This window comes from Sphingopyxis sp., from assembly GCF_036402335.1.
GTDB lineage: Bacteria > Pseudomonadota > Alphaproteobacteria > Sphingomonadales > Sphingomonadaceae > Sphingopyxis.
Window position 1 is genome coordinate 1 of record NZ_DASWTD010000580.1, and the last position, 10,621, is coordinate 10,621.

Below are 10,621 nucleotides of genomic sequence, written 5' to 3' on the forward strand. Positions count from 1 at the left end.
GGCCGCTGGGATCCAGTGACGGACACCTATGCCGGCAACGGCCCGAAATATCTGTCTTTCGAAAGCGGCGAAACCGTCGCGACCGGAGGACGTCAGAAACTGACGCTGCATGCGAAACTGCCGCTCCCGCCCGATCACATCACCCAATATATTACGCGGTTGCGCTGGAATATCTATCTGCCCGAAACCGGCACATGGGGCCGCGTCGAGCAGCCGCGCCCCGGAAGGCAGTCGGGGCCGCACCGCATCTATGCGAGCTATGCGACGCCGATCGCCGAACTGTCGAACGGCCTCGCCAATCCGGTGACCGAAAGCCGCATCGAGATGCTGACGCGATTTCTCGGCGCCGAGAAGGACCTGCCTCCCGGACGCAGTTACAAGGGCGACCACCAGATCGCGCACCGGATCCAGCACTCGGTCAACGGCCATGAAGATATATCGATCCAGGACAAGGCTTCGCCCGCGCGCTATCCGATATCGACGCAATCGAAATCGACCTTCGGCGGCGCGGCGGGCCAGATGCAGCATTCGCCCGAATGGCTCTGGCATCTGCTCGAATGCGGCACCACCGCACGCGGCCATTGCGGCGAGGCGACCTATCTGATGGAATCGATGCTGCGGATGCTCGGTATCGCCGCCGACCAGACGCATGTCTATCCGCGCTCGACAGTGATCGGCGATCTCGCGAACGGCACCAACTTCACGCAGGCAGGCGCGGGATCGCGCCATGCCGAGGGGAAAGGTCCCGAAATTCGCACCTGCCCCGATTCGCCCGGTGTGGACGAAGAATTGAATCTCAATTTCGACACGCGCACGACGGCCGGCGGCATCAATACCGGCGAAGGATGCCTGATGGTCGGCGAGACACTCTATACCGGCCTGATCTCGCACGCCGTCCGGGCAAGGGACGGCCGCTCGGCAACGCACGAACTGCTGCTGATCATCGAAAAGGCCTATGGCCATCTCGACAGCCCGAACCGTCAGACCGAGTTTCAGGTGTGGACCCGATCAAACCAGAAAGGCACAATAACGAAGTCGTGCCTGCATATCGAACCCGGCCAGTCGCTTCCCGGATACCCGGTGCAGAAATAAATCCGTGCGGCGCCGCACGACGATTCGACTCTTCCATCGAAAGAGAACATAATAGGAACATTGATCCGATTCGGAGGAATGGATGATGGACCCGATGTTCCGCTATTTCCTGGGGTTTCAGGTGAGCGCCGATCGCGCTGGCTGGCTCGCGCGCCAATTGCCGGCCGTTCCGGATGACCTCTTCGCGGGGCTCAAGCCCCAGCTGTACCATCTGACGCTGTGCACGATCGCCGAAACGATGGAGCCGCAACCCTTCCTGCACGGCCAAGTCGCCAAGGCGTTCAGCGCCGGCCTTCCCGCGGCGAGCCCGATTCCCTTCGGCCGCATCGTTTCGCGCGGCGCCGGCGCCGAATTGATCACCGCTGGCAGCATCGGCGCGATCCGCCAGACCTATGAGGCGACTATCGCGCGCCTCGCCACGCAGGGCATCGAGCCGATGCATCGCAAGTCTGGCCTCCGGCCACACATCACGCTCGGTTACGGGACATGCGAATTCGATCCCGTCCCGCTCGCATGGAACTGGACCCCGCGCGACCTCGTGCTCATCGAAAGCCACATCGGCCATCGCCGCCATCGCGTGCTGAAAAGCTGGACATTGGAACCACCCGCGCAAGGCAGCTTCGGCTTCATGGCCGACGAACTGCCCGCGCCGATGCTCCGCGCCGCCTAAGCTTCCAGATTATGCTCCAAGGTGATTTCACAGTTGAGCAGCTTCGAAACCGGGCAATTCTTCTCGGCCTCTTCGGCGATCTTGGCGAATTCGTCGACGGGAATTCCCGGCACCTTGCCGGTCAACGTCAGCGCCGACTTGGTGATCGTGAAGCCCCCGTCCTGCTGCTCAAGCGTCACTTCCGCGCTGGTTTCGAGCGTGTCGCCCGAATAGCCCGCACGTGCGAGGCCGAACGACAGCGCCATCGTGAAGCACGCCGCATGCGCCGCCGCAATCAGTTCCTCGGGGTTCGTCCCCGGCTGGCCTTCGAAGCGCGTGCCGAAACCATAGGGCTGCTTGTCGAGCACGCCCGACCTGGTCGTGATCGATCCCTTGCCCTCCTTGCCGAAACCTTCGTAGCGGGCGGATGCGCGATTGACGGTCATGCTTGGTCTCCTCGGGTTAGATCAGGGGTCGCATATGCGGACTCGTGTCCTCAGGCAGGCAACAGCTTAGGCCGGGCGCCGACGCGCTTCCACGCCTTTTCATGGAAGAAGAATGCGACGGCATTGATACAGGGCTCGATGATCGCGATCCCGCCCGCCAGCGCGACCGATCCGGTCATCACATAGGCGACGCTGAACCCGATCGTCAGGTGGATCGAGAGGTAGGTGAAGGTCTTGATCAGATCGAGGGGCATGGCACGCATCTCCGAAGGACGAAGTGCCAAGTTAAGAACGATTCGCAACAAGCGCCAGAGGGCGCTTTCGGTCAGCCTGATCGATTTTCCCGCACGACACCCGCCCGCTCGAGTTCGGGACCGAGCCGTCCGATCAGCCACAACCCCCACATTCTGAAATCGGCGGCAAGGCTCCACAGCGGATAGGTAAAGGTCGCCGGGCGGTTCTTCTCGACCCCGAAATGCGCGACCCACGCAAAGAAATAGCCGGCCAGCGGAAGCGCGATCAGCCAAGCCCAGCGCCCGCTCAGCACTGCGGCCATCGCGATCAGCACGACGAGGCTGGTTCCGACATAATGCAACGCACGCGTTGACGCCTTGCTATGCTCACGCAGGTAAAAGGGCCAGAATTCGGCGAAGGTCGTATATTGGCGCACCATCGCCCGATGCTGCCCGTCGCGGCGGCGCGGGTCAACCATATCCTGACCCTAGAGGCTGCGCGCCGCCTCGTCGATCAGCGCCGCGACTTCAGCGGGCCGCGACGCGAGCGAGGCATGCCCCGCATCGAGTGTGATGATCTTGCGCGCGCCGAGCCGGTCCGACATCGCCTTCTGGTTCGCGGGATCGATCATCCGGTCTTCGCTCGAAATCTGATACCAGCTCGGCTTCGAGCGCCACGCCGGATCGCTGATCGCCTCGCCAAAGGTCGAGGCGAGCGGCGCCTTTTGCGTCACCGCCATCACCAGCGCCTCGTCGGCGCCAAGGTCCTGGCAGAAACTTTCGTGGAACTTGTCGGGCCTGACCCACAGATAGCCGTCGGCATCGGGCGCGAGGTTCGCCGCGCCCGCGGGCGGATGCTGCTGCGTCAGCGCGCCGGGACTTTCGCCGGCGTCGGGCGCGAAGGCCGCAATATATACGAGCCCTGCGACATTAGGTGCCGTCCCTGCTTCGGTGATCACCGCGCCGCCATAGCTGTGGCCGACCAGCAGGACCGGCCCCTCGACCTGCGCGGCGATCTGACGTGTCCGCGCCGCGTCGCCCGCAAGCGACGTCAGCGGCAATTCGACCGCGCGGATACCCTTGTGACCCAGCCGGTCGAGTTCGACGATCGCCTTGGCCCAATGCGCTGCTCCGCCCCAGAAGCCGTGAACGAGGACGATCGCGGGAAGCTCTGTCATGGGCCCGACTCCGGTGGAATTTCGACAGGCGCGAAGCTACCATAGCGCGCGGGCGCCCGACAGCGAAGAAAGCGGTCGGAATTTCGGGAGAGGGGATATTCCATGAAGAAATCGACGCGCGCGCTGGTCGGTCTGGTCGGGCTCGACCTCATCGTCATCCTTGGCGCCTGGTATATGGTCGAACAGACCCGGAGCGGCGCGTGGAATTCGAACGACCCGGCGGCATCGATCAGCATGATGACGACGGGCGCGGGCACGATCGTCGGCGTGATCACCGCGGTGCTGCTGCTTGCCTTTGTCATGCACCGCCGCGCAGGAAACTGATCGACAGAAAACGACGACCCTCCCGCCCGGGTCGCGGGGGCGGGAGGGTCGGTTCCGAATCGGCGCGGGAGGCCGGGAACGAAAGTTCGGATCAGGCGCGGCGAGCGGCTTCGCGGGCTGCCTGCACGGCGGGAAGCAGCAGGCCGATCAGATAGTCGATCGGACCGGCGCTCAGCGACATGCCGCCCTGTGCGGGCTGCGCCGACTGCGCCATCGCGGGGGTCGCCGAAGCGAGGATGGCAAGTGCAAGAACGGGGGCGAAGATCGTCTTTCTGGTCATGGGTCTTTCCTTTTCAATTTGCGGGCTTGTGCGAATTGGGCTCGGGACGTTCCCGATGACCAGACTTATGCCGCGCGTCGTCGCTGCCGGCCGTGATCGCCATCACTCGCCCGAAGAAATTTCACAAAGCTTTGAAAACAAAGCGAAGAAAAATGCTACCCGCGCTTGAGCCGCACCAGCGCGCTATCCAGCGCCTGCAGAAATTGCGAACGGTCGGCTTTCGAAAAGGGCCGCGGACCGCCCATCGCATCGCCTATCCCCGCGCGCAGGTCCGCCATGATCGCGCGCGTCGCGATCGCGGGGCCGATCGACGCCAGCGTAAAGGGCTTGCCGTTCGGCCCGATCACGCTCGCTCCCGCCTTGAGCGCGCGGTCGGCGAGCAAGATGTCGGCAGTGATCACGATCGACCGGGCATCGGCCGCCTCGGCGATCCAGTCGTCGGCGGCATCGAAACCATCCGATACGACGACGCGTTCGATCAGCGGGTGCTCGGGCACGCGCAGCCGGCTGTTGCTGACCACCTTGACCGGCGTTCCGTGCCGCCATGCGACACGATAGATTTCGTCCTTCACGGGGCATGCGTCGGCATCGACGAGGATCTGGGGAGTCGTAGTCATCGAAGTCAGCTGACCTCGACGCCTTTCCAGAAAGCGATGCGATCGCGGATCGCTGCCGCTGCCTCCTTGGGCTCGGGATAATACCAGGCCGCGTCGGTGTTCACCTGCCCGCCGACGGTGACATGATGATAGTGCGCGGTCCCCTTCCACGGGCAGATGCTCGTCGTCGCGCTGTCCGACAGAACCGCCGCGTCGACCTCGTCGCGCGGGAAATAATGATTGCCCTCGACGACGACCGTGTCGTCGCTGTCGGCGATCACCGCGCCGTTCCACCGTGCCTGTACCATCGATCCACCTCCAGCGTCAGGCCGCCAACCCGTCCCACACCAGCTTCGCGCCGAGCAGGACCATCAGCAGGTAGATGATAACATAGAAACGCGCGCCATCGATCCGTTTCAGCCATCGTACGGTGAGCAGGGTCGAGACGATCGCGAGCGGCATCAGCAGCGCCGCGGCGACGAGCACTTCGTGCGGGAAGGCGCCGAGCGCGATATAGGCGGGAACCTTCATCCAGTTGATCGCGGCGAACAGGATCGAGCTCGTGCCGACGAAGACGAGGTGCGGCAGGCGGCGCGGCGTCACCCACATCTGGAACGGCGGGCCGCCGGCGTGCGCAATCTGGCTGGTGAAGCCCGTCGCCACGCCGAACAGGCTGCCGACCCAGCCCGGCGACGTCGACGCGGCGACGACGCGCCCGCCGCGCTCGACCCACAGGCGATAGAGGCCGAACGCCAGCGTGATCGCGCCGAGCGCCGCCATCAGCTTCGCCTCGTCGACGCGCTCGGCATAGGCATAGCCCGCGGCGATTCCGACTGCGGCACCGGGCAGCATCCAGCCGATCACCCAGCCGTCCCACGTCTTGCGGAACGACCAGACGCTGACGACGTCCTGCACGATCAGGATCGGGAGCAGCAGCGCGGCGGCGATCGTCGGCGGCAGCACCAATGCAACGAGCGGCGTCGCGAGCGCGCCGACGCCCGACAATCCGCCCTTGGCGAGCCCGAGCAGGACCACCGCGATGGCGAGCACCAGCAGCGTCAGCGGATCGGCGAGCAAGCTCATTCGGCAGGGGAGACGTCGGGCGTTTCGGGCAGTTGCCAGTCGATCGCCCCGCGTCCCCGCGCCTCCAGAAAGGCGTTCGCCTGGCTGAACGGCCGCGATCCGAAAAAGCCGTTATGCGCCGACAGCGGCGAGGGGTGCGGCGCGCGCAGGATCAGGTGCGGGCTTCCCGCGCCGAGTCCCCGCACATTCGCCGCCTTTTTCTGCGCATGGCTGCCCCACAGGATGAATACCTTCGGCGCGGGATCGGCGGCGACCGCGGCGACAACCGCATCGGTGAACTTCTCCCACCCCTTGCCCTGATGCGACGCGGCCATGCCGCTCTCGACCGTCAGACAGTTGTTGAGCAGCAACACGCCCTGCTCCGCCCAATGTTTGAGATATCCATGCGACGCGCGCGCGATGCCGAGGTCGCTTTGCATTTCCTTGTAGATATTGATGAGGCTCGGCGGCGTCCGCACCCCCGGCTGGACCGAAAAGCACAGCCCATGCGCCTGCCCCGGCCCATGATAGGGATCCTGCCCGAGGATAACTACGCGCACGCGCCCCGGCGGGGTCGCGTCGAGCGCGGCGAACCAGTCGCGCGGCCGCGGAAAGATCGCTTTCCCCTTCGCGCGTTCTTCCGCGAGAAACGCCTTGAGCGCGGCCATATAGGGCTGCTCGAACTCGCCGCCTATCGCTGCGAGCCAGTCGGGATGCAGTTTGATCTCGGCCATGCCCCGCGCTTCACCAGAGCGACGCGGACTTGTCCAGTCCCGGCGAATGGCGGATGGCGGCTTTCGACCGGAAGCAGCCCCATCTCCGTCGTCGCCCCGGACTTGATCCGGGGTCAGTACGGGCTTTTCGGCGCGGTTCCCGGTCGGGTGAACAGCTTGCCGCGCTCGGCCCAGAAGACCAGGGTCAGGCCGACCACGGCGCTGACCAGAAAGGCGTAGGCCAGCGGCAATGTCGTGCCGTCATACTGCTGGCCGATCGCCGCACCGACAGTCGCGGCGAGCAACGTCTTGGCAAAGCTCTGGTACGATGACGCAACGCCGGCCATGTGGCCGAAATCCTCCATTGCGATCGACCCGAAATTGCTGCCGATAAAGCCGATCAGGCCCACATTGACCATCATGAGCGCAGTGAACATCCACAAGGTCTCGGCTCCACTGAGCGCCGCGATAATCTGCAGGATCGAGGTCGCCATGAAGGCAAGGACCGCCGACTGCGAAACCCGCCGCGCGCCGAACCGCTCGACGATCGCGGCATTGGAGAAGTTCGCGATCGCGATACCCACCGCGACACAGGCAAAGATAAGCGGAAACCAGGTCCGCGCACCGAACACCTCGGCGATGATCTGCTCGCTGCTGTTCAGATAGCCATAGAGCGATCCCTGCATCATCCCCGACGCGATCATATAACCCGCGGCGCGGCGGTGCCGGGTCACCGTCGCCCAGCCCGCCATCATCGTCCGAAGATCGAGCGGACGCACGTCGGCGGGGTCGAGCGTCTCGGGAAGGCGGCGGAGCCAGAGCAGCATCACGATCGACATCGCCGCGAGTACGACGAAGATCGCGCGCCAGCCCGCAACCGCCGCGATTCCTGCGCCGATCGTCGGGGCGATGATTGGCACGATCATGAAGACGAGGAAGATCAGCGACAGCCGCTTCGCCATCGCATCGCCCGCAAACAGGTCGCGGATCACCGCGACGACGATGACGCCCAGCGCGGCGCTCACCAGCCCGTGGACGAAACGCAGCGCCAGCAGCATTTCGAAACTCGTCGACAGGCCGCAGCCGATCGCGAGCGCGAGATAGGCGAACAATGCCGGGACGAGTACGCCCTTGCGCCCGAACCGGTCCGACAGCGGCCCATAGAGCAGCGATCCGAAACCGATGCCGAGCAGATAGAGCGAAATGACATATTGCCGATCATTGGCGACGGCCACGCCCAGTGCCTCGCCGATCGCCGGCAGGGCAGGCAGCATCGCGTCGATGGCGAGCGCATTGAGCGCCATGACCATCGCCATCATGACCACCATCTCACGGTCGCCCGGCAGGCTCCGTTGGGGGGATTGGGCCGGCTTGTGCATGGCGGCAGCCTATGCGCCCATGTCGCCGCTTTGGATAGCCCCCAAGGCAAAAGGGCATTGCTATGCAAAGCAAAAGGGCCGCCCGGTACGGACGGCCCTTCGCATTTTCATTTCCGGTCGCTCAGCCCTGGCGAGTACCGGTCATCGCCATCGAGCCGAACGCGCCAGCCTTGATCGTGCCGGTCAGCGCGTCGCCGTCGATCGTCGCTTCGCATTCGAGCGTCATCGGCATCGGCACCTTCATGTTCATGGTCCAGGTCAGCTTGTTGCCGTCGACCTTGCCATTTTCGACATCGAGCGAACCCATCGCGCCGGCATTCTGGCCGGTGAAGCTGCCGCCGTCGCTGCTGACGGTGAAAACCGACTTCTGGTCGCCCATCGGCGATTTGGTAACGCAATCATAGCTGCCATCGACTTGAGACATCTGGGCTCTCCTTACTGAAACTGATGTTAGTTAGCGGGAGACACCGTTTCCACCGGCAAACCCAATCCGTCAAGCTGCGGTTTTACCACCGCCGCGTCGCCGACGATCACATAGACGAGGTCGTCGGTGCTGAGCGCCTTTCGCGCCGCCGCGTCGATTTCGGGCGCGGTCATCGCTTCATAGGTTGCGGGCAGCGTTTCGTAATAATTGTCGGGCCGGCCGAACTTGACGATCTGGCGGAGCCCGCCGAGCACATCACCCGAGGTTTCGAAGCTACCCGGCAGTTCGCGAACGCTGCCGTTGATCGTGCGCTCGAGTTCGTCCTTCGTCACGCCCTTGTCGCCAAGAAAGCTCCTGAGATCGCTTTGCAGCTCCTTGATCGAATCGCCCGTACGGTCGGCCTGCACCGGCGCCGCGGCAACCCAGGTCAGCCGATCCTGATCGCCCGAGATCCGGCTGCGCACGCCATAGGACCAGCCCTTGGTTTCGCGCAGATTGGTGTTGAAGCGCGACAGGAAATTGCCGCCGAAGATGTCGTTCGCCGAGCGCAGGATTTCCAGCTTGTCGCCGCCCTTGGCGTCGAGGACCTTGCCGGCGAGAATCACCGACTGCGGCGATTTCGGCCGGTCGAACAGCAGGATGCGCGGTTTGGGCGCCGGGATCGCGATGTCGAAATGCTTGACCGGCTTCGCCGTCGCCGGGGCCTTCCATTGCCCCAGCGTCGCGTCGAGCTGTTTCTTCACTTCGGCGAGCGTCGTATCGCCAACGACGAAGACGCGCGCATTGTCGGGACGAATCCATGTCGCATGAAACGCCGCGAGCTGATCGCGCGTCGCCGCGGTTACCGCTTTCGCATCGCCAAGGCCCGACGGCGGGATACCATAGGGATGGTCGGCGCCATACAGCACCGGCATCAGCACGCGCGAGGCAATGGCGTTCGGGTTGTTGAGTTCGGCCTGGAGCCGGTTGAGCTGCTGCGCGCGGACGCGCTCGAGTTCCTTGCCGTCGAACGCCGGATTGCGGATATAGTCGGCGAGCAGGCCCAGCGACGCGCCGAGATTGGGCTTCAGCGCGAACAGGCTGAACACCGTCTCGTCGGCATTGGCGCTCGCATCGATCTGCGCGCCGAGGCGCTCCTTCGCCTCGGCAAAGGCAATCGAATCGAGGCTCGTCGTGCCTTCGTCCATCAGGCTGAGCATCAGCGACTGGGTGCCGAGCGCGCTGTGCGGGTCGGCGGCATAGCCCGCGTCGAAGCTGACCGCGACATTGACCGTCGGAACCGTCGAGCGGCGCGCGAAGACGACCTCGACCCCATTCTTGAGCTTCGTGCGTTCGATCGCGGGAAAGTCGAGCGCGGTCAGATCGGCGACCGCCGGCAATTGCGACCGGTCGGCGAAGGACGACGCGCCGCCCGTATCGGGGCCGATGTCGCCGAGCGCCTCGTTCCAGTAGCGGTCGGGCTGGATCGGCGCTGTCACCTTGCCGCCCGTCACCGCGCCGCCGCGGTTCTCGCCGCCCTCGGTGCGCTCGCCGGGCGTATAGGTCAGCGAGAAGGCGGGGCGCGACAGCCATTTTTGTGCCACCGCCTTGACCTGTTCGGGGGTTGCCTTCGCCATCCGGTCGAGCTCGACCTTGTAATAGGCGGGATTGTTCGAATAGAGCGCGCCTTCGGCGAGCGTCACCGCCTTGCCGCCAAAGCCGCCGACCGATTCCAGCCCCGAAATCGTTCCCGCCAGATAGCTGGCAGCGGTGCGCTGCAGTTCGTCGGCGGTGGGTCCGCTCGCGAGGAAGCCCGCGATTTCCTCGTCGAGCCGCTTCGCGACCACCGCCGGTTCGACCCCCGGCTTCACATCGGCCTGCACGAGCAGAATGCCGGCATCCTCGAACGGCTGCGCACCTGCCGAAACGCTCACCGCGATCGGGTCCTTGCGCACGAGCGCATTGTCGAGGCGCGACGACGACAGGCCGCCGAGCACGCTCATCGCCATCTGCAGCGGCACCGCTTCGGGATCGTTGAGGCCGGGGATCGCCCACATGCGATAGATGCGCGTCGTCGGGACGAGGTCCTTGACCTCTTTCGCGAGCGGCGCGGGCAGCGACGGGACCGACGTGACGGGCGCCTTCACTTCGGGACCGCGGGGGATGTCGCCGAACCATTCCTGCACCTTGGCTTTCGCCGTGGCGACGTCGACGTCGCCTGCGAGCACGAGCACCGCATTGTTCGGGCCGTAATTGTCGGTGAACC

Annotated in this window: 15 protein-coding genes; 3 read left to right on the plus strand and 12 right to left on the minus strand. The window is 64.8% G+C overall.

Annotated elements, in window-relative coordinates; genetic code table 11:
• Nucleotides 1-1,092: hypothetical protein (locus VGD20_RS18755; RefSeq protein ID WP_331135895.1), on the plus strand; the 1,092-nt coding region annotated here is incomplete at its 5' end.
• A 94-nt stretch (nucleotides 1,093-1,186) separates the two neighbouring features.
• Nucleotides 1,187-1,762 carry a hypothetical protein gene (locus VGD20_RS18760; RefSeq protein ID WP_331135896.1) on the plus strand — a complete coding sequence of 192 codons (576 nt, stop codon included), beginning with the start codon at nucleotides 1,187-1,189 and terminating at the stop codon, nucleotides 1,760-1,762.
• Here the strand turns inward: VGD20_RS18760 and VGD20_RS18765 are convergent.
• From VGD20_RS18765 to VGD20_RS18780, 4 genes are all read right to left on the minus strand, one after another.
• Nucleotides 1,759-2,187 carry an OsmC family protein gene (locus VGD20_RS18765; protein WP_331135897.1) on the minus strand — a complete coding sequence of 143 codons (429 nt, stop codon included), beginning with the start codon at nucleotides 2,185-2,187 and terminating at the stop codon, nucleotides 1,759-1,761. The two genes, VGD20_RS18760 and VGD20_RS18765, sit on opposite strands and share 4 nt — an antisense overlap.
• Nucleotides 2,188-2,237: 50 nt before the next feature.
• Complete coding sequence (locus VGD20_RS18770; RefSeq protein ID WP_331135898.1) at nucleotides 2,238-2,441, minus strand: DUF2061 domain-containing protein; 204 nt, start codon at nucleotides 2,439-2,441, stop codon at nucleotides 2,238-2,240.
• Between the two features lie 71 nt (nucleotides 2,442-2,512).
• Nucleotides 2,513-2,860: a DUF962 domain-containing protein gene (locus VGD20_RS18775; RefSeq protein ID WP_331135909.1), complete on the minus strand. Its 348-nt coding sequence runs from the start codon at nucleotides 2,858-2,860 to the stop codon at nucleotides 2,513-2,515.
• 48 nt (nucleotides 2,861-2,908) lie between these two features.
• Nucleotides 2,909-3,598, minus strand: a complete 690-nt coding sequence (locus VGD20_RS18780; RefSeq protein ID WP_331135899.1) for an alpha/beta hydrolase — start codon at nucleotides 3,596-3,598, stop codon at nucleotides 2,909-2,911.
• Nucleotides 3,599-3,700: 102 nt separating this feature from the next.
• Here VGD20_RS18780 and VGD20_RS18785 point away from each other — a divergent pair, with 102 nt between their 5' ends.
• Nucleotides 3,701-3,922 carry a hypothetical protein gene (locus tag VGD20_RS18785; protein ID WP_331135900.1) on the plus strand — a complete coding sequence of 74 codons (222 nt, stop codon included), beginning with the start codon at nucleotides 3,701-3,703 and terminating at the stop codon, nucleotides 3,920-3,922.
• 91 nt (nucleotides 3,923-4,013) lie between these two features.
• Here the strand turns inward: VGD20_RS18785 and VGD20_RS18790 are convergent, their stop codons facing one another.
• From VGD20_RS18790 to VGD20_RS18825, 8 genes are all read right to left on the minus strand, one after another.
• On the minus strand, nucleotides 4,014-4,202 hold the full coding sequence (locus VGD20_RS18790; RefSeq protein WP_331135901.1) for a hypothetical protein: 189 nt from the start codon (nucleotides 4,200-4,202) through the stop codon (nucleotides 4,014-4,016).
• A gap of 155 nt (nucleotides 4,203-4,357) precedes the next feature.
• Nucleotides 4,358-4,819 (minus strand): YaiI/YqxD family protein, encoded by a 462-nt coding sequence (locus VGD20_RS18795; RefSeq protein ID WP_331135902.1) that lies wholly within the window; start codon nucleotides 4,817-4,819, stop codon nucleotides 4,358-4,360.
• A 5-nt stretch (nucleotides 4,820-4,824) separates the two neighbouring features.
• Nucleotides 4,825-5,106 carry a DUF427 domain-containing protein gene (locus VGD20_RS18800; RefSeq protein ID WP_331135903.1) on the minus strand — a complete coding sequence of 94 codons (282 nt, stop codon included), beginning with the start codon at nucleotides 5,104-5,106 and terminating at the stop codon, nucleotides 4,825-4,827.
• A 16-nt stretch (nucleotides 5,107-5,122) separates the two neighbouring features.
• A complete protein-coding gene (locus VGD20_RS18805; protein ID WP_331135904.1) occupies nucleotides 5,123-5,881 on the minus strand; it encodes a sulfite exporter TauE/SafE family protein in 759 nt (252 codons plus the stop codon).
• On the minus strand, nucleotides 5,878-6,594 hold the full coding sequence (gene ung, locus VGD20_RS18810) for a uracil-DNA glycosylase (RefSeq protein WP_331135905.1): 717 nt from the start codon (nucleotides 6,592-6,594) through the stop codon (nucleotides 5,878-5,880). Before ung ends, VGD20_RS18805 begins: the two co-directional genes overlap by 4 nt.
• Before the next feature lie 113 nt (nucleotides 6,595-6,707).
• Nucleotides 6,708-7,952, minus strand: a complete 1,245-nt coding sequence (locus tag VGD20_RS18815; protein WP_331135906.1) for a multidrug effflux MFS transporter — start codon at nucleotides 7,950-7,952, stop codon at nucleotides 6,708-6,710.
• A 121-nt stretch (nucleotides 7,953-8,073) separates the two neighbouring features.
• Nucleotides 8,074-8,376, minus strand: coding sequence for a hypothetical protein (locus VGD20_RS18820; RefSeq protein ID WP_331135907.1), 303 nt, complete (start codon nucleotides 8,374-8,376; stop codon nucleotides 8,074-8,076).
• Between the two features lie 26 nt (nucleotides 8,377-8,402).
• Nucleotides 8,403-10,621: M16 family metallopeptidase (locus VGD20_RS18825; protein WP_331135908.1), on the minus strand; the 2,219-nt coding region annotated here is incomplete at its 5' end.

Excerpts from the sequence above, each read along its gene's own strand:
- VGD20_RS18800 (WP_331135903.1), bottom strand. The coding sequence starts at position 5,106 with ATGGTACAGGCACGGTGGAACGGCGCGGTGATCGCCGACAGCGACGAC.
- VGD20_RS18805 (WP_331135904.1), bottom strand. The coding sequence starts at position 5,881 with ATGAGCTTGCTCGCCGATCCGCTGACGCTGCTGGTGCTCGCCATCGCG.
- ung (WP_331135905.1), bottom strand. The coding sequence starts at position 6,594 with ATGGCCGAGATCAAACTGCATCCCGACTGGCTCGCAGCGATAGGCGGC.
- VGD20_RS18795 (WP_331135902.1), bottom strand. The coding sequence starts at position 4,819 with ATGACTACGACTCCCCAGATCCTCGTCGATGCCGACGCATGCCCCGTG.
- VGD20_RS18775 (WP_331135909.1), bottom strand. The coding sequence starts at position 2,860 with ATGGTGCGCCAATATACGACCTTCGCCGAATTCTGGCCCTTTTACCTG.
- VGD20_RS18760 (WP_331135896.1), top strand. The coding sequence starts at position 1,187 with ATGTTCCGCTATTTCCTGGGGTTTCAGGTGAGCGCCGATCGCGCTGGC.
- VGD20_RS18790 (WP_331135901.1), bottom strand. The coding sequence starts at position 4,202 with ATGACCAGAAAGACGATCTTCGCCCCCGTTCTTGCACTTGCCATCCTC.
- VGD20_RS18820 (WP_331135907.1), bottom strand. The coding sequence starts at position 8,376 with ATGTCTCAAGTCGATGGCAGCTATGATTGCGTTACCAAATCGCCGATG.
- VGD20_RS18765 (WP_331135897.1), bottom strand. The coding sequence starts at position 2,187 with ATGACCGTCAATCGCGCATCCGCCCGCTACGAAGGTTTCGGCAAGGAG.
- VGD20_RS18770 (WP_331135898.1), bottom strand. The coding sequence starts at position 2,441 with ATGCCCCTCGATCTGATCAAGACCTTCACCTACCTCTCGATCCACCTG.
- VGD20_RS18815 (WP_331135906.1), bottom strand. The coding sequence starts at position 7,952 with ATGCACAAGCCGGCCCAATCCCCCCAACGGAGCCTGCCGGGCGACCGT.
- VGD20_RS18780 (WP_331135899.1), bottom strand. The coding sequence starts at position 3,598 with ATGACAGAGCTTCCCGCGATCGTCCTCGTTCACGGCTTCTGGGGCGGA.
- VGD20_RS18785 (WP_331135900.1), top strand. The coding sequence starts at position 3,701 with ATGAAGAAATCGACGCGCGCGCTGGTCGGTCTGGTCGGGCTCGACCTC.